At 48.0% G+C, this 22,854-nt stretch carries 20 protein-coding genes; 1 reads left to right on the top strand and 19 read right to left on the bottom strand.

Annotated elements, in window-relative coordinates; translation table 11 throughout:
• Nucleotides 1-12: 12 nt before the first annotated feature.
• From nadA to mfd, 18 genes are all read right to left on the bottom strand, one after another.
• Nucleotides 13-951: a quinolinate synthase NadA gene (gene nadA, locus NST33_RS00315; RefSeq protein ID WP_091039121.1), complete on the bottom strand. Its 939-nt coding sequence runs from the start codon at nucleotides 949-951 to the stop codon at nucleotides 13-15.
• A gap of 299 nt (nucleotides 952-1,250) precedes the next feature.
• Nucleotides 1,251-3,296 carry an ATP-dependent zinc metalloprotease FtsH gene (gene ftsH / locus NST33_RS00310; protein ID WP_036606115.1) on the bottom strand — a complete coding sequence of 682 codons (2,046 nt, stop codon included), beginning with the start codon at nucleotides 3,294-3,296 and terminating at the stop codon, nucleotides 1,251-1,253.
• A 100-nt stretch (nucleotides 3,297-3,396) separates the two neighbouring features.
• Nucleotides 3,397-3,936, bottom strand: a complete 540-nt coding sequence (gene hpt / locus NST33_RS00305) for a hypoxanthine phosphoribosyltransferase (protein WP_017691352.1) — start codon at nucleotides 3,934-3,936, stop codon at nucleotides 3,397-3,399.
• 52 nt (nucleotides 3,937-3,988) lie between these two features.
• Complete coding sequence (tilS, locus tag NST33_RS00300) at nucleotides 3,989-5,428, bottom strand: tRNA lysidine(34) synthetase TilS (RefSeq protein WP_221825807.1); 1,440 nt, start codon at nucleotides 5,426-5,428, stop codon at nucleotides 3,989-3,991.
• Between the two features lie 44 nt (nucleotides 5,429-5,472).
• A complete protein-coding gene (locus NST33_RS00295) occupies nucleotides 5,473-6,420 on the bottom strand; it encodes a protein kinase (protein ID WP_036668459.1) in 948 nt (315 codons plus the stop codon).
• Nucleotides 6,404-7,156: a VWA domain-containing protein gene (locus NST33_RS00290; RefSeq protein ID WP_221825814.1), complete on the bottom strand. Its 753-nt coding sequence runs from the start codon at nucleotides 7,154-7,156 to the stop codon at nucleotides 6,404-6,406. The genes NST33_RS00295 and NST33_RS00290 overlap by 17 nt, the downstream gene beginning before the upstream one ends.
• Nucleotides 7,157-7,241: 85 nt before the next feature.
• Nucleotides 7,242-9,749: a stage II sporulation protein E gene (gene spoIIE, locus NST33_RS00285; RefSeq protein ID WP_221825818.1), complete on the bottom strand. Its 2,508-nt coding sequence runs from the start codon at nucleotides 9,747-9,749 to the stop codon at nucleotides 7,242-7,244.
• A 473-nt stretch (nucleotides 9,750-10,222) separates the two neighbouring features.
• A complete protein-coding gene (locus tag NST33_RS00280) occupies nucleotides 10,223-10,753 on the bottom strand; it encodes a S1 domain-containing RNA-binding protein (RefSeq protein WP_017691357.1) in 531 nt (176 codons plus the stop codon).
• 198 nt (nucleotides 10,754-10,951) lie between these two features.
• Nucleotides 10,952-11,287: a septum formation initiator family protein gene (locus NST33_RS00275; protein WP_017691358.1), complete on the bottom strand. Its 336-nt coding sequence runs from the start codon at nucleotides 11,285-11,287 to the stop codon at nucleotides 10,952-10,954.
• An 11-nt stretch (nucleotides 11,288-11,298) separates the two neighbouring features.
• Nucleotides 11,299-11,868, bottom strand: coding sequence for a spore cortex biosynthesis protein YabQ (yabQ, locus tag NST33_RS00270; protein ID WP_237178573.1), 570 nt, complete (start codon nucleotides 11,866-11,868; stop codon nucleotides 11,299-11,301).
• Nucleotides 11,865-12,149: a sporulation protein YabP gene (yabP, locus tag NST33_RS00265; RefSeq protein WP_076216757.1), complete on the bottom strand. Its 285-nt coding sequence runs from the start codon at nucleotides 12,147-12,149 to the stop codon at nucleotides 11,865-11,867. The genes yabQ and yabP overlap by 4 nt, the downstream gene beginning before the upstream one ends.
• A 172-nt stretch (nucleotides 12,150-12,321) precedes the next feature.
• A complete protein-coding gene (locus NST33_RS00260; RefSeq protein WP_017691361.1) occupies nucleotides 12,322-12,600 on the bottom strand; it encodes an RNA-binding S4 domain-containing protein in 279 nt (92 codons plus the stop codon).
• Nucleotides 12,600-12,872 carry an HU family DNA-binding protein gene (locus NST33_RS00255; protein WP_017691362.1) on the bottom strand — a complete coding sequence of 91 codons (273 nt, stop codon included), beginning with the start codon at nucleotides 12,870-12,872 and terminating at the stop codon, nucleotides 12,600-12,602. Before NST33_RS00255 ends, NST33_RS00260 begins: the two co-directional genes overlap by 1 nt.
• 307 nt (nucleotides 12,873-13,179) lie before the next feature.
• Nucleotides 13,180-14,673 (bottom strand): nucleoside triphosphate pyrophosphohydrolase, encoded by a 1,494-nt coding sequence (gene mazG, locus NST33_RS00250; RefSeq protein WP_339306358.1) that lies wholly within the window; start codon nucleotides 14,671-14,673, stop codon nucleotides 13,180-13,182.
• A 147-nt stretch (nucleotides 14,674-14,820) separates the two neighbouring features.
• Entirely contained in the window at nucleotides 14,821-16,569 is a 1,749-nt protein-coding gene (locus NST33_RS00245) for a polysaccharide biosynthesis protein (protein WP_221825825.1), read from the bottom strand.
• A 167-nt stretch (nucleotides 16,570-16,736) separates the two neighbouring features.
• Nucleotides 16,737-17,279: a stage V sporulation protein T gene (gene spoVT, locus NST33_RS00240; protein ID WP_036606123.1), complete on the bottom strand. Its 543-nt coding sequence runs from the start codon at nucleotides 17,277-17,279 to the stop codon at nucleotides 16,737-16,739.
• A gap of 331 nt (nucleotides 17,280-17,610) precedes the next feature.
• Complete coding sequence (locus tag NST33_RS00235; protein ID WP_221825827.1) at nucleotides 17,611-18,771, bottom strand: peptidylprolyl isomerase; 1,161 nt, start codon at nucleotides 18,769-18,771, stop codon at nucleotides 17,611-17,613.
• Nucleotides 18,755-22,282, bottom strand: a complete 3,528-nt coding sequence (mfd, locus tag NST33_RS00230) for a transcription-repair coupling factor (RefSeq protein ID WP_339306355.1) — start codon at nucleotides 22,280-22,282, stop codon at nucleotides 18,755-18,757. The genes NST33_RS00235 and mfd overlap by 17 nt, the downstream gene beginning before the upstream one ends.
• Nucleotides 22,283-22,307: 25 nt before the next feature.
• On the opposite strand from mfd, the gene NST33_RS00225 reads away from it, so the two are divergent.
• A complete protein-coding gene (locus tag NST33_RS00225) occupies nucleotides 22,308-22,562 on the top strand; it encodes a hypothetical protein (RefSeq protein WP_339306353.1) in 255 nt (84 codons plus the stop codon).
• On the opposite strand, the gene NST33_RS00220 is transcribed toward NST33_RS00225, so the two are convergent.
• Complete coding sequence (locus NST33_RS00220) at nucleotides 22,556-22,786, bottom strand: anti-sigma-F factor Fin family protein (protein WP_210110415.1); 231 nt, start codon at nucleotides 22,784-22,786, stop codon at nucleotides 22,556-22,558. The two genes, NST33_RS00225 and NST33_RS00220, sit on opposite strands and share 7 nt — an antisense overlap.
• Between the last annotated feature and the right edge of the window lie 68 nt (nucleotides 22,787-22,854).

The raw sequence follows: 22,854 nt of genomic DNA, 5'->3' as shown, positions 1-22,854 counted from the left end.
GAGTAGCGCATCCTACTTTACCAACAACATGCGCTCTAGTGATTCTCTGGCTTTGTCGGCAACGGCCGGTGGCACGTAGATTTGCGGCTTCATCGTTTCCAGGCATTTCACCAGTTTCTTCAAGTTGTTCACCTTCATATTGGGACATACGAGAAACTTGGTAGCAAAGTGGAACTGTTTATCCGGACTATCCAGACGAAGCTGATATCCTGTACCATCTTCGGTACCTACGATAAATTCCTTCGCTGATGAATTTTTGCAATACTCCAGAATAGCTGTTGTGCTGCCTACAAAATCACCCATTTCCACAACCTCAGGGCGACACTCTGGATGGACAACAAACTCTGCATTGGGGTGCTTCGCTCTCATCTCTACCACATCTTTGACTGTAAGCATATCGTGAGTGTTGCAGTAACCTTCCCAGATAATCATTTTCTTGTCTGTATGCTGCTGCACATAATGTCCCAGATTTTTATCCGGTACCCAGATAATTTCGTCCGAATCCACCGATTGAATAACCCGGACTGCGTTCGCCGATGTACAACAGATGTCAGTCTCTGCCTTGATCTCAGCAGAGGAATTGATATACGTAACCACCTTGGCATTAGGATGTTGTGCTTTCAATTTGCGTAGTCCATCCACATTCACCATATCTGCCATTGGGCAGCCCGCACGTTCGTCCGGGATAATAACTGTTTTATTTGGCGCAAGAATTTTAGCGCTTTCACCCATAAAATGAACACCACAGAAAACGATCACATCTGCATCTGTTTGGGCTGCCTTCTGGGCTAATAGAAACGAATCTCCACGGAAGTCGGCAACCTCCTGTACTTCGTCACGTTGATAATAATGGGCAAGAATAATGGCATTACGTTCCTTCTTCAACTCCATAAGCCGCGCACGCAGCTCGCGGTTCATCTCAGCCTTGCGCTCTAAAGCCAGAGCTTCCACCTGTGATCCTCTCCTTTATCGGGACAGCGTCATGCGCTGTTTCGTGGGCTAACCTAAGTCGTTATCTTCGCTTGAGAAACGAATCACAAGCGGTTTAACAACTAATTTACACAACGTTCACGACTCTGTCAATAAATGAAAAAGACCCGGAACACCGCTGTAACCACCTGTTTGCTAACTGGTTCGCCATCTAACTCCCGTTTATCTTTATCTATCCTCTTTTAAAAATAATGGATAAAAAAAGAGAGCCTCGAGGGCTCTCTTGATTTACCTGCTAGCATAGCCAGATGTATTGTGCATTAAGACGTTGGCTTCGTTCCGCCATCATCCGGGTTATTGTTATTACCCTTTTCCAGATTCGGAGCTTCGTTTGGAATATCTCCGGCTGGTGGCTCAGGCGTTTCATCTTTACCTTGAATACGAACACGCACATCACCGATGGTGTCGATGATTGGCTCTCCGCCTTCAGTTGGTGTGCCTTCACCATCATTGTCATTCTCTGCTTTTGGAGTCAAAGAACCTGTTTCGATCAATTGCTTGATCTGATCCATTTCCAAAGTCTCAACCTCAAGCAAAGTTTGAGCGATCAGGTGCATCTCTTTTGAATGTTTAACAAGCAAGTCCTTACACTTCTCATAACAGTCATTGATAAAGCGTTGCATTTCCTGATCAATCTCGTAAGCAATGGAATCCGAGTAATTCTGTTCATGACCGATATCCCGACCAAGGAATACCTGTCCTTGTGAACTTCCGAATTGCATAGGTCCCAATTTCTCACTCATACCGTATTCCATAACCATGCTGCGAACAATACCTGTCGCTTGCTGGAAGTCACTGTATGCACCAGTACCAATTTCTCCGATGAACAATTCTTCAGCTACACGACCCCCGAGAAGTCCGGTTACTTTATCCAGCAATTCCTGCTTGGTAACCAGCATACGGTCTTCTTTTGGCAACATGATTACATATCCACCCGCACGTCCGCGCGGAATAATGGTTACTTTATGTACCATATCAGCATGTTCGAGGAAGTATCCTACAATGGTATGACCTGCTTCGTGATAAGCAACGATTCGTTTCTCGCGATCACTGATGACACGGCTTTTCTTCTCCGTACCAACGATGACACGGTCAATCGCTTCGTCAACTTCCTTCATGGAAATATCTTTACGGTTACGACGCGCTGCAAGCAATGCCGCTTCGTTCAAGAGATTTTCCAGATCCGCACCAGAGAAACCTGTTGTACGCTTCGCAATAATATCCATCTTCACATCTTTGGTCAGTGGTTTATTACGGGAATGTACTTTCAGGACAGCTTCACGACCTCTTACGTCAGGGCGGTCAACCGTAATTTGACGGTCAAAACGTCCAGGACGCAGCAAGGCAGGGTCCAAAATATCTGCACGGTTCGTTGCGGCAATGATGATAATACCTTCGTTAACTCCGAATCCGTCCATCTCAACGAGCAACTGGTTGAGTGTCTGTTCACGTTCATCGTGACCACCACCGAGACCAGCACCACGCTGACGTCCTACAGCATCAATCTCATCGATAAAGATGATACATGGGGCATTTTTCTTCGCATTTTCAAACAAATCACGTACACGTGATGCACCGACACCGACGAACATTTCAACGAAGTCGGAACCTGAAATCGTGAAAAATGGTACACCCGCTTCACCGGCTACGGCACGAGCGAGCAATGTTTTACCGGTACCTGGAGGCCCTACGAGCAATACGCCCTTAGGAATCCTTGCACCTACTGCTGCGAATTTACGAGGGTCCTTGAGGAAGTCTACAACCTCAACAAGTTCCTGTTTCTCTTCGTCAGCACCCGCAACATCTTCAAATGTAACCCGCTTCTTCTCTTCGTTGTAGAGACGAGCACGGCTTTTACCAAAGTTCATTACTTTACCGCCGCCGCCTTGAGCCTGATTAAACAGGAAGAAGAACAGCAGGAACATAATGATCAAAGGAATAAAGGAAGTCAGCAACGTCAACCAGATGCTGTCACCTTTCATTGGCTCCTGATGATATTGGAAATTGTTAGTTTCACTTGCAGCTACAAGCTCACTAATTGCCTCATCCGTAGGAGGAATATACGTTGAGAAATTTTCTGATTTGGCGCCATCAGGTGCCTTCTTGTATTGACCGGTCACGAGATACGTTTGACCGTTGAATTGAACCGTCAATTCAGAGACATTGTTGGCTTTGATCGCTGCACGCAACTGATCATATCTAGGATTATCGGTGGCTTCGCCGCCATTGCTGACGAACTGGACTATCCCCACCACAACTAAAAAAAGAATCAAATAAAAACCAGAATTCCGGATGAACCGATTCATCCCCTACCTCCTCTCGAGACACTTTAATTATTTTAACATAGCCCGACATGGCTTCTCAACAGAAGCCAAGAACAGCTCAAGGCTTGGGTCGGGCAGGATATTAGCTACTATAGACTTCCGGCTTCAAAATCCCGATATAGGGCAGGTTCCGGTACTTCTCCGCAAAATCCAAACCGTAACCAACGATGAACGCGTCAGGAATGTCAAAGCCTGTGTAATGAGCTTCCAACTCAACTTTACGGCCTGAAGGCTTGTCGAACAGCGTAACCACACGCACCGACTCGGCGCCGCGGTTTTCTAGCAGTTCAATCAGATAGCTGAGTGTAAGTCCGCTGTCGATAATATCTTCGACAATCAGAACTTCCCGTCCTTCAACGGATACATCCAGATCCTTAATGATTTTGACAACACCTGATGACTTGGTGGAAGCGCCGTAACTGGATACTGCCATAAAATCCATTTCAACAGGTACCGTTATGTTTTTAACCAAATCAGCCATAAATATAAACGCACCCTTGAGCACACAAATGACCAAAGGATTGCGATTTGCATATTCGGCACTTAGTGTTGCGCCTAATTCCTTGACTTTACTCTGAATTTCTTCTTCACTGATCAATACTTCCTGAATGTCGTTCTGCAACTGTGCGAACCTCCTAAGTTATACTATGAAAGCCTTACCTGAACCATAACCACTACCCCTGAATCGCTGAATCGCCTACAGTCATGTACAGGATTGCGGAAGTGCCCTCCCTGACAGGAGCCACACTGGACCGTCGAACACCCGGTAACCAGATGATATGACCTGCTCCATCACATACCACAGGAATACGTGGACGGACAGATGGGGGGATTTTCTCATCGATGAAAATATTTTTCACCTTTTTGCTTCCGTTTAATCCCATCACTTTCATGGTATCTCCAGGTAACCGTGAACGCACAACCAGCGGCATAAGCAGTTGATCCGCATCAAACGCGGCTTGATCCGCCGATTCCGGTACATGATAGTCCTCGGGACTCACCGTCATCAACCGAATATACCGGTTAATTGGGGTGAGTGAAAGCTCATAAGTTCCACTCCATTGCGCAAGACGATACTCGTAAGATTGATCCTGTACGTCCGTCCGTATGCCAAAAGAAATCAGATTATACTCCCGAGTGCAGGCGAGTGTCTGTCCTATATCCAGGCTCCAGGTCGTCACATGGGTCTCTATGACCTTGCGCCGAATGGTTTCTATACGGGTAAAGTCGACAAAATCACTGTCCAAAGGCAGATAATTCAATATTAGTTTAATCAACCTTCGTTGTAAAGCGACATGTAACTTCAAGAAGGAAGGCACCTCAAAGGTTTGCCTTCCGCCGTTCACCTGCACTAGACACCTGTATGTGTCATATGCACTCTGCTCCATGAAATCGTCTTCATCACCCACAATTTCGGCAAGCCGATTCAATGACGGCGTGAGTTGTCCATTATACTGCCCCAAAAAAGGAAGCACATCCAAGCGAATGGCATTACGCCGATATTTACGCAGGGCGTTGCTCTCATCATTGAAATACATAAAACCCTGGGTATTACAAGCTTCTACAAGGTCTGTCTTGTTTATACGAAGGCATGGACGAATAAGTTCCACATTTTTTTCTCGTCTTTTAAACTTCATTCCTGAGAGTCCCGACAAGCCGGTTCCACGAAGCAAATGAAGCATGACCGTCTCCGCCTGATCATCGGCATGATGTGCCAAAGCGATGCTTGCCGCATTATATTTGGAAGCCACTTCGTGCAGAAAGGCATATCGCTTGTTGCGTGCCGCTTCCTGTGGTCCTTGACCCGTAAGCTCCATATATGAAGGTACATCGGCCTTGGTCCATTCAAATGTAATACCAAGCTGCTGTGCCAGTTCCATCATTTTCTCCGCTTCATCATCAGATTCACTCCGGAAGCCATGATGCACGTGGGCACAGATCAATTCAAGTGGCACATGCCGCTTGCTGATCTCGTGCATGATATGCAAAAAAGCTACCGAGTCCGGCCCGCCCGATACTGCGACGACAATCCGATCCCCGGGAACCCATAACTGATGCTCTTCCGCTGCATCCAGCACATTCTTCACCAGCATGTTCCAGCGTAAAGCCTCCATACCTGTTCCTCATTCCTTGCGTTATGTATATGCACTCTCACAGATCAGAAAAGTAGTGCATAGATGAGCACTCCAATAAGTAATATCACAGATACAGCGAATGCATTTTTAAGCCAGCGCGGTGTTGTACTTTTGGAACGACGGCGGAGAGGCGTGGGGCGTGCCATCATTTCCTTCCACCCTTGTGCCGCATGACCTGCATCACGAAACTGACCTCGTAATGCCTGAGTCGTCCAATTGCGAAAAGGACCCAGTCGTTCACTGCGCTCCACCAGCGCTACGAGCTGATTCACACTTCGCAGTTGCGGTAATCCCTCGGCCGCCAGTGCCTTGAGCGCGTCTGCTTCAAGTACATGAATCAATAATAATGCAAATGCAAATACATCATAGGTACCATCTGCCGTACGGCTGCCTGCATTCCAGAAGCCCCGATCATACCATTCGGTGAACTGTTTGACGCTTCGACCAATCGACGTAACTCCGCCGTAGTCGATCAATTCCACCTGCCCATAGTCGGATACCAACACATTCTGAGGTTTGAGATCACCAAACACCCATCCCGCCTGATGCAACTGTGCCAGCTTCTGCAAGAGTCTAAGTCCCACCAGAAGTGTCCAGTCTGTTCCCTGACGCCGAATGAAGTGATGAAGTGCCTCACCTCGAACGTAACGCATCACATAAAAGGGAATATCCCGGCCACGAACGGCATAGTCATCCACATCTTTAAGATAGGAAGGAATGCCGCTCTGCCGAAGGGCCTCATGATTACGCTGTAGTTGAAAGGATTTGAGTACATTAACTTCCGATTGCAGATCAACCGGATCAAATCCCATTTTTAGCGCGTAGTGTTTGCCATTTTCACCCCGTTGGACAAGAAAAACGATGCCATTAGCTCCTTTGCCCAGTAGTTTCCGAATCGTGTAACGACTGCGATTCCATTTCCCTGTAACCACTGTTCCTGGCGGGAAAGAGGCGTCAGACAACGTTGTCACCGAGCATCCCTTCTCTTTCAATGCGATAGTTCCCTTCTATTTCCTGCTGTTTCTCCAGTGTACCATAACGGTAAAAATCAATCACCTTCTGAATTGCAGGACCTGTCGGCGTTGCACCCTTCATCTGCAACCTTCCAAACAAGGACCGAACACGGCCTGGATCCGTTGTCCAGTCAATATCCATTACCGCATCTTCGCCACTGTGTCGCCCCGGAAAATGAAATACGGAAAGCTTGCTCTGACCTATACGCGCCTGCAAACTTAACATTAAATCACGAATGCCTTCTTCTACCGCAGCCAGTTTGGGCTTCATGCTGGCACTTACGTCGATTAACAATATAACCTGTAAGGCTGTAGTTTCAGCCATATCATCCATCACTTCCACGACCCGGGCGCGTTGTGAAGGCTCCAGATCCGTTACCGTTTTGGGCTCCTTCTCTCCCAAAATTTGTGTTAACTCTCTATTAACCGCCTGCTGAATAGTCTGAACCACCGTTTTCCTTGTCATCATCTGCATGGTATGGGCAAGCTGACGTGTACCTACAATTTGGCTGATTCCACCTCCGGCTCTGGCAATATCCTCAATCTCCCGACTACCCAGCTCACCAATGGTTCCATAATCAATCACGCCAACCACATTAACCGTAATCCCCTCTTCCAGCGCTTCGGCCGCTGCCAGCACCGGACTTGGTCCTACATTGGAACAACCGTCGGTGATCAATAAGATTTGCTTCATCCGATATCCCTCCGTTATTCGTTACTCTCCAACTCTATGACTAGCATTGCCAGAATGAAGAGACTTCAAACAGAAGAATATGCAATTAACTGACGGTCCGTGGACGCTCCATCCGGTTGATGCCAGGCACACGCAGTGTGGCCCATTCAGGGCGGAAATGCTCTACTTTTCCAACAACAACGGTCATATCATCCAAAATCTCATGCTGCTGATATCTTATAACACTTTCAAGCAGGCAATCGGCCAAATCTTGCGGATCCTCTGTATCAATCTCTTGAATGAGCCTTTTCATCCATAACTCTTTGTTCACCGCATACCCCGGTGCGTCATAGATGCCATCCGTCATCATAATGAGGATATCCCCCGGCTGAAGCTGTACCGTTACCAGATCCACTTCAATATCTTTAATAATACCGATTGGCAAATTGCTGGCCGAAACCTGAATAACCTCCTGTCCTCGTTTGATAAAACTTGGCGTCGATCCGATTTTCATAAACGTGGTCTCTGCCGTATATTCATCGATCAGCGCCATATCCACTGTGGCATACATCTCTTCAGGGGAGCGCAGCATCAGAACGGAGTTCACGGATTTGATCGCCAGTTTCTCATCCATGCCGGACTGTAACAACTGTTCCAATATGTTCAGAGCCGCGCTGCTCTCCATGCGTGCCCGTTCCCCATTGCCCATTCCATCACTAAGCGCCACCGCGAATGTACCGTTGCCTAACTCAACCGTACTGAAGCTGTCGCCTGACATCACATCTCCCCCTTTTGCGGCGGCAGCAACACCCGTGGTTACCTCGAACGTTTTGGCTGAACCAAACGTAACGGTCGCCAATCCCTGACGAGGATCGGTCATGGTCTCATGCAAGACGGCAATATGCTCGTCCAGTACATCCGAGATCAGCGGAGCAATCATTTTCCGGCACTCATCAAATCCACGTGTATATGCATGTACAATCTCAATCTCTACATTGCCCGCTTCCAGATTGATGATCTCAATGGAGTGAATGGACAAGCCCAATGACTCCAGTGCGTCCCGAATCTGCTCCTCCTGCTGTACCATCTCATCACTTTCCCGCTGAATTTCTTTGGCCAGGTCCTCCATGACCTGAGATACACCGGACAATTGCTCTGCAACCAGCTGCCGGCTATCAATAATTTGACGCTTCCATTGCATGTTATGTTGATGCAGTCCATACTGGGCACGCATGACTTCAAGGACCTCTTCCGGTTTCGCACACACCCTGTTCCAGTCCACTGGAATCTGCTTGCCTGAGATCTCCGGGTTTCCTTCAATCGTACTCATCACGTCCGTCATATATTTGTAGGTTTGAATAAACTTTGCATCCCAGCATTGTGTACGCTTGAAGCAGCTTGCACATGTGCCCTCGGCAACCGCATTCATGAAATGGTCCATTCCACCTTCTTTCTGTACCTGCTCCCCTGCACCGGACATCTGATCGAAGCTGCGTGACAATTGACGGAATACCTGTGAGAACCGGGTTACCCGTTCTGCCGTGATATCCCGTATTCGTTTGGCATACTCATGCTGCGATTTGGTATGATCCTGCGTACCCGGTACATATTTGGATATCGCCGTCATCAGGCTTTTAGGTGTTAACATGAATAGTACGATAGCTGCACACGTCTCCCATAATGAATTCATCACATCACCCGGTCCGCCCAGATATATGGATAGAATGGACGAACCCAGCAGCATGCCTAGTGCAACCGCCGCACGTTTGCCTTCTCGAAGCATACCCGCCAGCATCCCGGCAAAAGCAAGCAGGCTCATCTGATACACCGCTGACATGTCAGCCAGACTCAGAATCAAGCCGGTAATAACCCCAACTGAGGCTCCGAGGGGGGCTCCGCCCACCAGCGCAAAGATTAATATGAGATAACGGGAGAGCATATGCTCTACGGATAAAGACTGAATGGTCCACCCTACGGCTCCCGTCATAACGGAAGCGAGCAATATGATCAGGCAGAGGATCTCCTCGTTCTTTAGGCTGAACTTTTTTTTGCGGTAGGTGAAGATCGGTATGGCTTGTATAAAAACAAGGGTGAGCACGAAACTTAATACCGAATCCATCGTAAGCATCAGCATCGCGTACCAGCTGAAGGATGGTCCAATCACAACCGCGAATAATTTGACCATAAATGTAGTCGTAAACACCATCGTTGGTGCATAAGATAATTCAGCACGATCATATGACTCCAGTCCACGGAAGAGCAGATAAAAGATGGCGATCTCCGATGCAACAATGAGTGGTACCGGAAACGGTGCAAAGAGACTACCTGCGAGTAGAGCGGCGCCTACCGGAATGATGTAATCCCTGCGCATGAAAGCAATTACGGCGAAGTAAGCAATGGCAAAGGGAGATAACTCATTCAGGATCATCGCCTTTCCGAGCAGAAATCCCATGAATGTGAGCAGCAGTACCCATTTGCGGGAAGCAACCATCTGGACAGCCTTGCGGGAGCCAAGCCAATGTTTCAGACGTACCGACAGCTCCTCCCGAGCTTCCGTACCTCCTTTACCTGCTTTCATTCCCGGAAATTGAATGACATTCCACTTTTCCATCATCCTCAAGGCACCCCATTCGATTAATTTGAATTTTCGTGTTTCGTTCTCGATGGTTCTGATTATAGATAGATTAGAAGACGTAGTTTGTCAGAATAGGCGGGCAGGGTCCAAAAAGTTTACGACAAAAGAAACAAGCCTGGCGCGGTGGAGCGAAACCCCCGGCCTTATTGTGGTTTCATTCATTCTCCTACTTGATTCCGACAATCGGAATGTCTGATTTTGAACCGGCGATGGTTTGGTCTCGCCATCATTTGAGCAGGATAACTGTGGAATGCCACGGAAACCTGTCGGTAAAAAAGGGTAGACGACAAATGTTCTTATGGTTCCATTTTGCCGTGCAGAAAAACTGGGGATATGGAGCTTCACCTTACAAAAAAAGCTATTCAACTCCTTATCTGTGATAGAAACGCAAAAAAACCGCTAGCCCATGGGCTAACGGTTTTACTTATATGTTTAGATCAGGTTGTGACAGATTACACACGCTTGGCCCCACGGCCTCCGCGTTTGCCTTCTGTGTTCTTCTTAAGCGAAGAGATCCGCTCTTCACTATCTTTCAGGAAGCGTGACATTTTATCCTCAAATGAAGGTTTGCCTGCTGCGGGCTTGAAAGAACGGCCTCCGCGGTCACCACGGTTAAATCCACCGCCGCCACCACCACGACCTTGGCCACCACTTGGGCCTCCGCCGCTGAATCGTTCGCGATCTCCTCCACTGCGTTCCGGTCTAGGAGCTCTCGGGGGTCTAGATTGGGTTTGTTGCTCAACCGGTTTGTCAACAGCTTGCTTAATGGAAAGTCCGATCTTGCCATCCTTGTCAACGTTGATAACCTTCACTGTAACGAGGTCATTCAGCTTCAGGTGGTCGTTGACATCTTTGACGTAATTGTCGGCGATTTCCGAGATGTGAACGAGACCCGTGACACCTCCTGACAGATCCACAAATGCTCCAAAATGCGTGATTCCTGTCACCTTGCCCTCTAACTTGGTGCCCACTTCAATTGCCATAGAATAAAATGATCCTCCCTTAAAAATATACAACCCGATTTTTTGAATGCCAAAATCAATGCTGCGCTAATGTAATTATACCTTATGCCGTAAACCAAGGTCAACTGAACACTACCCCATCAGAGAGCCTATTTTTTCCGGTTTAACGGCTTCAGACACACGGATAACAAACCTAGCTCGGTAATGGACCGAATTCCATCAGTTCCCTGACTCTTCAACCTGGATCGGCGTTTCCTCAGGAAGATAATATCCTTTTTTCCGTGCCAGCTGTCCTATGTATTCAGGGTCATTCAACCGGCTGACTTCGTACTTCAACTGTTCCAGCTTCTTCAACGTATCTTCCTTTGAAGCTTGCTGAGTGGCCAGATGAGAACTCTTGTCCGAAATTTGTGCAGTCTGCACAAGGAATGTATATCCTGCCCATATTACAAATACAATCATAAACGTCATCCAAAGCATGAGGCGCCTTTTTGCACCGGCAGATTTTCCTTGGTTAGTTGGAGCCTTTGATCTGCCCACAGGTGTTTTACCCATTACGGACCTCCTTAAAACCAGCGTTTCCATATCGCTGCAATTCTTGTACCCACACGGATCATGAAGCGTGGCGTTACCCAATGTTTCAGGAGCGGCCTAAACATCCAGCGGAACAACTTGCCGAAAGGTACCAAACACTGCAGCACCAGCCTGCCCAGGAATAATAGTATCGCAATTACAAAACCGAATAATACGCGAATTAACTTATAAATTCCTTTAGCCGGCATAACGATCAGGATGTTAAGGATATGTCCACACCAATGAATCAGCGTTCTTGCGAGTTTAATTAACATTACCACAAAACGCTGGGTTGTAACACTTAAAAGCCAAAAATAGAAGCAAACCCCTATAATCAGCCCCAAAAAGACATAAAACCGCAACTGCCCGTGGTTTCCGGCGTATAGCATCCGAAAAACGAACAGCGCGGAAGCAACCCAGTACAACAGATCGAGCGTGTGAATACTCCATCTCGGAAACCGCAGCTGTCCGGACAGTACCCGGTAACTGTCGTAGGCCATTCCCATCACGACCCCCGAGGTAAGCATCCACATCAATGTGATCCATTGAGTATCCGGACTCATCGGAACATCTTGCCAAACAGGCCCTTACCATTTTTGGGCTGGGAACCGGGGTCCAGATATTGGAGCGAACTGACTGTGCCTTCAATGGATAACAAACCTTCCTCCAGGCTCAGGTTTTTGATATGTAAATTGTGCCCCCGGATGGTCAGATGCCCAAGTTCAGTCTGCAGCAAAAATTCCTCACTGTCGAAGCTCTCCACGTTGGAGACACCCGTCAGATCCAGCAGTTTCCGATTCTGCATGCTCAGATGATGCTGTTTGGCCTTACCGTGCTCAACCATGGCATGTACCCCTCCTTCTTACACCTAGCTTATGGGTGTGGAGGTTGGAATAGAACCAGCGTTGTTGAACAAATAACCCGGCATCCAGTAAAAACAAAAACGCCCTTCCCTGTTACAGGAGGACGTTTCGATTCAACTTGCATTGAATGAATATTTAATACCAGATGTACTGTTACCAGTTCATTCCGTTATCCTTGGCGATCGGCTCTTCCTTCACCAAGGTGTAGAGGCTGCTCGCCTCATCCTTCTTGGTACTCTCGGCAATTCGTTCCACCCTCACAGTGACCAGTTTCTGACCGAACTGAACCGTCAGCTCATCGCCCACTTTGACAGCGGCGCTAGGCTTAGCTTCACGTCCGTTCACCAGAACACGTCCCTGTTCAGAGACGTCCTTGGCCACAGTGCGGCGTTTGATTAGCCGGGAGACCTTCAGGAATTTATCAAGACGCATTATTTTACGGCTTCTTTAAGTTTGTTGCCTGCTTTGAATGCAGGAACAGTGGACTCAGGAATCACGATTTCATTCCCTGTTTGTGGGTTACGTCCGGTACGACCGGAACGTTTGCGGGTCTCAAAAGTGCCAAAGCCGATCAATTGTACTTTGTCTCCGCTGGCAAGTGCATCTGTAATTTCTCCCAAAAAGCCGTTCAATACGGACTCAACGTCTTTTTTAGTCAAACCACTTTTGGTTGAAATGTTGTTAATCAGATCTGTTTTGTTCATTTTTAAAAGCCTCCCAAATTGAAAAAAAAGTATCTGCGAGCCTGAGCAATAGGTTATTGCCGCTGGTTTCGCGTTAGGTTACTACACATGTATTCTGGCTTGGTATCTGAAATCCTGCCTTGGTCCGCGACTTTTTTTAGCTTTTTGTCGATGGTCCGCAGGGACAGTCTAAGACCAGTACCCGAAACCATCTGTCGCTAAACACCAACCTCAGTTTACACAGATGAACACATGTTCGTATTATCATAACACACTGCATAACATGATGGAATAAGGTTTATCGGTATTTCCCAGAAAATTGAACCCGTTATAATCCTGCCTTCTTCGCATCCTGCCAGAATTGCTCCATCTCTTCTACATTGCTATCTACTGGTGTTCTTCCCTGTTCACGTAAACGCTCCTCGATGTACTGGAACCGCCCGACGAACTTGCGGTTGGTCGCAGCAAGCGCCTCTTCCGGGTCCGTATCGATGAATCTTGCAACGTTTGCGGCTGCAAATAATAAATCACCCAGTTCTAGCTTCCGTTCTTCCGCAGACTGGCCTTGTTGCACCGCTTCTTTCAACTCCGCCAATTCTTCCTCGATCTTGGCAAACACACCTTCAACATCATCCCAGTCAAAGCCCACTTTGGCTGCTTTCTTCTGTAGCTTGTATCCCTTCATCAATGCAGGCAAATCACGCGGTATGCCGTCCAGCACGGAAACCTTCTGCTGATCCTGGCCCTTGCGCTTCTTCTCCTCTGCCTTCATCTGTTCCCAGTTCTGAAGAGCTTCATTCGCATCTTCGGCCTGATGATCACCAAAAACGTGTGGATGACGGAAAATCAGCTTATCGTTCAAGCCTTCGATGACATCATACACATTAAATGTGCCCACTTCTTCTTCCATCTGGGAGTGCAATAAAATCTGCAGCAGCAGATCACCCAGCTCTTCTTTCATATGGTCGGGGTCATCCTCATCGATCGTCTCAATGACCTCATAGGTCTCTTCAATCAGGTTTTTGCGAATGGACTGATGTGTCTGCTCCTGATCCCATGGACAGCCACCCGGACTGCGAAGAATATTGACGATCTCATGTAAACGCGCAAAGGAACGGCGACGCAGGGCATCATCAGTGTTCTTCGGCACATAGATCAGTGACAGATTGCCGTACCCTTCGATCCGGTCCAGTTCATGCAATGGAATCTTGTGAATGACCTCTTGGTCCTGTACACCCAACGCGTGACCAACAAATACCGGATAATCATCCGGGTAAACTTCCATCAAGCACAGCTTCACGTCCGAAGCAGTGAACACATCGTAGACTTGTCCGATCAACGTATGTAGCTGTGGTTGTACCAGTTCTGTGTTCAAGCTGCTGGCATCCAGAAGTTGAAACCCTTCGATTGGATCGAATCCAAGTCGTATAAAAGCTTCATCTAGGAAGCTCTCCCCGCCCATGACACGCAATGAGATACCCATCTGCGGACAACGTTCTTTGAGCAGGCGTACACTTGCTTCTGCCACCATCGGATGACCGGGTACGGCATACACAATCTCCGTTCCGGCCTCCCCCTTGCGAGCGGCTTCTATCAGTTGATTCGCGATCTCATCATATACTTCGGGGAAGGAGGACTTCGCCTCATAGATAGCATCAAATGATGTCATCTCCAGCCCCTCTTGTTGCAGATCATTCAATACGGGATGATCCAGGGTACGTACATACAGTGTAGCTGCATGTTTCATTTTTTTGATAATACCTACGGTCAGTTGGTCTGCATCTCCAGATCCAAGACCCACTACGGTTAAAGCTGCACTCATTACGTAAACCTCCATCCGGACTATCCTGTCCAGGCTCATAATCATCGTGTCTGAACAGGACTAATTACACGTATTATACCAGAATCATTCGATATCCTATAATTGCATATTCGCTGTGCCAGGTGTAGAAGCACCGTGAGCATGGAGCTAGCGCAGCACACGCAGTCTGCGCAGCTGCTTGGCAAGGCGAGGCCCCAACTTGGGCACAGCCGCCAGCTCCGCGGCGGTCAGTAACCCTGTCCGGGCCGCCGCCAGCAAGAACACGGCCGAGCCTGCGGCAATGCCCAGCAGGCTCACGCCCATCGCGGCCAGCCTGCGATCGGCCGCGATACCCATGCCGCCGAGTACCGCTTCGGCGGCCCAGGCCGTGCCTACCGCCGCCAGACTCATGGCGGCGATCACCAGCGCTGGCTTCGCCAGGACGGCGCCAGGGGCAGGGCGCAGGGCGACAAGTCGCGCCAGCAGCGCCACATTCAGGCCAGCCGCCAGCATGTAGGCGACTGCGCCTGCAAGAGCCGCGCCGCTGATGCCCAGCGCCGGCACAAGCATGACGTTCAGCAGCGCCTTGACGCCTGCGGCGGCCAGCATGCTGAACGCGGGTGCACGCACGGCGCCGAGGCCTTGCAGCAGCGCCGCTGCAATGATGCTGACGGTGCTGCCCGCAGCCGTCAGCGCCATGTACCGCAGTGCTTCGGTGCCTGCGGCATCTCCGTACAGCATGCGGTTAATCGGCTCCGCCAGCACCGCGAGACCCGCGGATGCCGCCAGGCCGATCAACCAGAACCAGCGCAGCGCGAGGCCTGCTTGCTGCCGGACGGCTTCTGGCCCGCCCTTTAATCGGGCTTCCGCCATCGCCGGAATAAACAGCACAGATAGTGACGTGGCAAGCATCGTCACCAGTTGAACCAGCGGCAATCCACGGTTGTAGATGCCGAAGGAAACCATCGACTGAAGCTCATCCAGTCCTTCTCCCCGCAGCAGCCGTGGCACGGTGAAAGTATCCACCAGATTCATCAGCGGCACAGCCAGTGAACCGAGACAGACTGGAATGGCATACATGAGCAACGTCCTGATCCATTCCCCGTTGGATCGTGACCGTTCTCCCAGAGCGGGATTAATAGTACTCACCGTTTTCTTCTGCGGCGTAACCGACCTATGCTCCTGACGTTCATGCCTGTCTGATCCAACCTCTCCAACGTTGCTGCTCCATTCCGAATTCAATTGCCCTGTGACCACTTCCTTGTCTTTCCGCCGATGTCGGGCCATGTACCCTAACATGGTTAACAGACCAACCATTCCACCAGCAACAGAGCCCATCATGGCACCAGCGGCAATAGTCTCAAGCGAAGCGTCCCGTCTCATCAACCACAGAAGCAGAACAATCATGACGGTAACACGTATCGTCTGCTCCACCACTTGTGATACCGCTGTTGGCACCATCTGCTGTAATCCCTGAAAATATCCACGCAGCCCTGTCATCACCGGTACGAACAACAAGGCCCATGAAGCTGCACGAATCGATGGAACCACATGACGGTTGCCAATCATGTCAGCGATCAGCGGCGCACCTGCATACATCAAGAGCGCCATTATAATTCCAATTCCCCCGAGCAGAAGGGAAGATAATCGAATAATTCTTCTGCTCTCGTCTGGTCTTCCGAGTGCGTTCTGTTCTGCTACGAATTTGGATACGGCCAGCGGCAGTCCTGCAGCAGCAAGTGTGATAATGAGCATATATAACGGATATACCGTATTGTAGATGCCAAATACACCGTCTCCCCCCAGATTCTGCAGCGGAATCTTCTGAAAAGCACCAATAATTTTAGAGATAATGGCAGCAAACCCAAGTATACATGCACCCTGTAGCAGCCTTGAGCCTGTAGACGGCTGTTTCATAAGTCCCTCCTGCGTAATCCTTTTAACCATACCTTGCTATTATACCTGCCTGAAGGCACACAGACTAACCCTTCCCCATCACAATCATCCGGATCTACTTCTTTGTACCTTTAAAATGCAAAAACTCCCGTATGCCCAAGACAGGGCACCAGGAGTTGGTCTGCGGTCTATTGTTCCATTTGCTTGCCAAGGAAACCAGCAGCCGTCTCAGACATCTTCACTTCCATTTGAGACATCTTAACTGATTCGTCCTTATTGAACAGAATAACCGTTCCGATGGGGTCACCACCTGAAATAATCGGCGCAATAACAAAAGAGGATAACGTCTCGTCATGATCTTTGCTAAGCTCATAAGAACCATTGTTTGTTTCCAAAATGGTCTTTCTGTTTTCCATACAACCTTCCAACAGTTGACCCACCTGTTTGTCCAAATATTCTTTCTTGGAGCCTCCTGCCACCGTGATAATAGTATCACGGTCCGAAATCATCGTTACATGTCCTGTACTTTCATACAGGGATTCTGCATATTCTTTGGCAAAATCACCAAGTTCACCAATTGGCGAATATTTTTTAAGGATAACTTCTCCATCACGATCCACGAAAATTTCCAGTGGATCACCTTCACGAATACGTAACGTACGGCGGATTTCTTTTGGAATGACCACACGACCAAGGTCATCTATACGGCGGACAATACCAGTAGCTTTCATTTCACATGTTGCCCCACTTTCTCGAGAAGATTTTTCAACTACTGTTCCTTAATGGGTAGAGGAAAGTCCCAGAACGTTTAGTGTGATATCTTGACCATAGTATTCATCTGTTCCCATTTCCTTATACATGCTTCGGAGAATATAGTTGTGTAACTTTCGAAGAAGGCGACCATGTACCCATACGACTTGAATATATAAAAGAAGAAGCAAGAAGGAGATCCTAAGTCCTCCCCTTGCTTCTCTGTATGGTTGTCCATATTTGCGTCATACAAAGCATTCATTCGGGCAAATTTAACCCCTGAACGTATGCTAACACAGCAATTTTACCAGCTTACTTGCTGCTTGTACCTTCATCTGTAGTTGCATCTTTGTCTGTTCCAGTCGTACCTTGGTCAGTCTTGGTATCCGTACCTGTGGAGTCATCCGTTTTTGGTTCGGTTGTTTTCTCTCCTTCAGTTCCTGTACCCGTAGTGCCTTCAGTTGTGCCTTCAGTCTTACCTTCTTCAGCTTTTTCTGTTTTTGGCAGTTTAACTTCTTTTACGATTTTGTCCAATTCATTTTGCATGAACGTATCGATTTCGGCTGCAGCCAATTGGCTCTTCAAACTTTCTTTTTGTTCAGCCGTCAATTTGGCAAAGTCAGCTTCTGTACGAGCTTCCACTTTCATGACGTGGTAACCGTACTCTGTCTCTACTGGATCACTGATTTTGTTCAGTGGCAATGTTTTTGCAGCTTCCTTAAATGCCTCTACCCAGCTGCCTACAGGTGTATTTTCATACAGTCCACCCTTTTCAGCAGAACCTGGATCTTCGGAATATTTTTTTGCAATTTCAGCAAAATCAGCTCCGCCATCCAACTTGGTTTTTACTTCTTTTGCAATTTTAAGTGCATCTTCTTTTTTACGTTCTTTTTGCGTTTTTGGATCTGTGAAGTTAATCAGCACGTGACGAACGGAAGCCGTAGTGAACTGATCTTTGTTTTTCTCAAACTCAGCCTTAATGGCATCTTCCGTAACGCCTGTTTCTTTGTCTTTGATTACCGTCATGATGCGAGTCATATAATCTTTAATGTTCTGGTCAGTCAGGTTCTGAGCTTTCAGCATCTCAGTCCATTGATCTGCCTGAACAGAAGCTTTCATTTTATCAAATTGCTCGGTTGCTGTTTTGGTACCTGCTGTTTTGGCTTCTTCACTTGCTTTGCCACTCAGATATTCATAAGCAACTTCCTGTTTCACCAGATACTCTTTGAAATCATCCATATCCATCATTTGTGCATACTCCGGATAGAGGAATTTCATGACACGTTGCTCCATGTCGAATTCATTGGCTGTAATGGTACCACCATCATACGTAGCGACTACAGCACTTGTATCCGTCGATTCAGGTGCTTTTGCTTCTTCCTTCTTGCCACATGCAGCAAGCAGTGATAAGGATAGTACTGCGACCATGCTCACAGACAGTACTTTTCCTACTTTTTTATACTTTGGTAACATCCTTTAGTTCCCCCTTTGATTTAAAAGCAGTTTTCATGGACTCCAGAATTTTCTCTACCAGCTCCATCAGTTGCTTATCCCCAAGCCCCTTGCCTTTAGCGTGAATCAGCATATGGGGTCCTTGTTCAAATTGTACACGTCTTTCGAACTGATTTCCAATGTGCGCGATTTTCGAGAGTTCAAAGGCATGTTCACGCCCTTCATAGAACTTCACGGTAATGTCCTCACCACGTTGGGAAATCGACTCAATACCGTAGATCTTGCCGTATACTTTCATCCGTGCAACAGCCAGCAGGTTGATAACGGCCTCCGGAAGATCACCGAATCGGTCAACCAATTCGTCTTCCAACTCCATCGCATCGTCGAAGGATGCAATGACCGCCACTTTTTTGTAGATCTCAATCTTCTGAATGCTGTCGTAGATATAATCGGACGGCAAGTAGGCATCGATACTGAGATCCAGAGTTGTGTTCCACTGGTCTGAAAGTACCGGCTCTTCGCCAAGCATCGTAACTTTGCGTTTGTTGATCTCCTCTGCGAGCATCTGGGAATACAGATCAAACCCGACGGAAGCGATGAAACCATGCTGCTCCGCTCCTAGCAGATTTCCCGCACCACGAATCGACAAGTCACGCATGGCGATTTTGAATCCTGAACCCAGTTCGGTAAATTCTTTGATTGATTGTAGACGTTTCTCAGCAACTTCAGTAAGGACTTTATCCCGTTGGTACGTAAAATAGGCATACGCAATACGATTGGAACGACCCACACGTCCGCGCAGCTGATACAGCTGGGAGAGTCCCATTTTATCCGCATCATGTACGATCAGTGTATTTACGTTCGGAATATCTACCCCGGTCTCGATGATACTTGTGCTCACAAGCACGTCATATTCACCATCCAGGAAGTCGAGAATCGTTTTCTCCAGCTCTGTTTCCGACATCTGACCATGTCCCACACCAACTTTGGCCTCAGGCACAAGTTCAGAAATTTCGGCAGCCATCTCCTGGATTCCCTGAACACGGTTGTAGAGGTAATACACTTGCCCACCACGGGCAAGTTCACGCTCAATCGCTTCGCGGACAAGCGCCTGGCTGTGTTCAACCACATAGGTCTGTACCGGGAACCGATTCTCTGGCGGAGTCTCGATAACGGACAGATCACGCACACCCAGCATGGACATATGAAGCGTACGCGGAATCGGCGTTGCCGTCAGCGTCAGCACGTCCACATTGGTTTTCAGCTTCTTCAGTTTTTCCTTATGAGTTACTCCGAAGCGCTGTTCTTCATCAACAATGAGTAGTCCCAGATCCTTGAACACCAGATCCTGCGACAGCAATCGATGCGTCCCGATGACAATATCCACTGTGCCTGCCTTGATGCCTTTGGCTGTTTCATTCTGCTCTTTACGGGAGCGGAACCGGCTAAGCACATGAATGTTGAACGGATAACCGGAGAAGCGCTCACGGAATGTCTCAAAATGCTGCTGTGCCAAAATGGTTGTTGGAACAAGTACAGCCACTTGTTTACCTTCAATAGCTGCCTTAAATGCAGCTCGAATAGCGACCTCAGTTTTGCCGTAACCAACATCCCCACACAATAAACGATCCATTGGACGGTTTTGTTCCATGTCCTTCTTGATTTCTTCAATCGCACGTACCTGATCACGCGTCTCATCGTAAGGGAACATGTCCTCAAACTCCTGCTGCTCCGCGGAATCCTTGTCGAATCCAAACCCTTTGGAGGTCTGACGCTCTGCATACAGCTTAATCAGATCATCAGCAATATCCTGTACGGATGTGCGGACTTTATTTTTAACCCGTGTCCATTCATTGCCGCCCAGCTTGTATATTTTCGGTTCCTTCTCTTCGGAACCAACATATTTCTGAATCAGATCGATCTGCTCAATAGGTACAGACAGTTTGTCTCCACCCGCATAGAGAATATGCATGTAGTCCTTATGAATACCGCCAACCTCGAGTGTACCGATCCCCAGATACTTACCAATTCCGTGGTTCTGATGAACGACATAATCGCCAACTTTTAGCTCGCTATAGGATTTGATCCGTTCAGCATTATCTACATTCCGAATCGGTTTGCGTACTTTACGCTGTTTTTGCGAGAACATCTCGCCCTCGGTCACAACAGCCAAATGAATGGACGGCATTTCAAATCCCGTTTGCAAATTACCGATCATCATCTCTGGCTCTGGAATATCATAGTCCATCAGTACCCGGCGCATCCGCTCGAGTCGCTCTTCACCGTTCGCCAGCATGAGCACTTTGACTCCGGCCTTCTGCCAACGCTCCATCTCTGCCTTAAGTACGTTCATCTGTCCATGGAAATCCTGCATGCCACGACTGATGAAGTTCAGAATGTTTTGTGGTTGAGTGTGTGGAACTTGGCGCAAAAAGATCGACATAAACAGCGTCTGGAATGGACGCTCATACAAGAGTTCATCACCGTCTGCGGATAATGGAAGATCCGGAAGTGTTTTTCCGTTTTGCATCAAATGCAGGTTCCACTCCGATTCATCACGGTCCAGTTGTTTCGATGTCTCCGATAGTCTGGCAGGCTCATCTAGTACCAGCAGGGTATCTTCCGGCATATAGTCGTAGATCGTTTTGTTCTCCGGATAGAGCGGAGAAATATATTTGTACATTTCGGAGAAATACACGTGTTCCCGCAAAAGCTCGATCTCCCGGTGAATTTCTTCACGAAGACGCAGCTTCGCCTGCCGGTCCGTCATTTTCTCCAGCTGTTGCTCCAGCAAAAGAGCAGCCGCATCGGCAGCCTTTTCCATACGTTCACGATCTGCAATTAACTCCTTGCATGGTAAAACCGTAATTTCTTCAATCCGTTCAATCGAACGTTGATCTGCTGGATCAAATGTCCGAATGGAGTCGATCTCATCATCAAATAACTCCACCCGATATGCGATCGATGAAGTAACCGGATAGAAGTCGATGATACCTCCGCGTACACTCATCTCACCACGAGATTCCACGCGTTCCACACGCTCATATCCGAGCTTTACCATCTCCAGCAGGAAGGAGTCCAGTTGAAGTGTGTTGCCTTGTTTAATCAAAATTCGAGCATTGGCCATCACTTCCGGAAGCGGAACATAACGTCTTACCCCGGAAAAAGGAATAACAACAACGCCCCTGAATCCCTGGGCGCAGCGGACCAACACATCAATACGCTGACCCAATGTTTCCGGGCTGGAAACAGCAGCTTCAGCAGCGACAAGTTCGTTGGCAGGATAGATCAACACCTGATCAGGTGAAAGCGCTTCCTGTAAATCTTCTGCAATTTTTTGAGCTGAAAACATATTATGTGTTACTACGAGCAATGGTCGGTTCATTTCCTGATGCAGAGCAGCCAGCATAATCTGACGCGCCGAGCCGGATAGACCCGAAACCAATTGTTCCTTCATGCCGGACTTGATTCCGGCTGTAATGGACCCGAAGTCCGGATCTTTGGAAAAAGCCTGTATAAGTGCTTGTAACAAAAGGGGCACCTCTCTTATAACTTACTTGATTATCTCACGCAAACGCGTAGCATCACTATTAAAATGGATACAAATTCCTTTTTGTCCTGTTTCATCATATCGGATTACTCGCAACATTGCCACATCTGTTGATGCGGCTGAGCCTGATTTCGAGATAGCGATGGCTTTCATGCAAACTGAAAAGAAGCCTCAGCAGGCTGCCAAGGCTATAAAAGGTGGAGCGTTATTACGCAACCGCCCTCAACTGTCATTCGATCCTGTTACAGGCGATGTCTACTGAAGCGGACTCGCGAGCAGGCTAAGCTCCGGATTATGCTCCAGGGCTTCCTTACAGTAATCACATGTAATCCGAACGGTAATGTCACCACCGGAATTATACGCTATTATATCCCTCCGCTCGTCGGGGGTCAAGAAATGAAAGCCGAGCTCTACTTCCGTTATCTGGGCAGAATCGATTCGTCCAATAAAGGTACGGCAATGCCTACATACGTAATTCACTGACATGTTTATGCCTCCTGAACATGGTTTATACATCCAGTATGTCCAGTATGGCTGAATCGAACCCGTCTTTT

Origin of the sequence: Paenibacillus sp. FSL L8-0435 (assembly GCF_037965655.1) — a bacterium.
GTDB lineage: Bacteria > Bacillota > Bacilli > Paenibacillales > Paenibacillaceae > Paenibacillus.
Note: the sequence above shows the minus strand (reverse complement) of the source record. Positions and strands in the feature narration are given on the sequence as shown.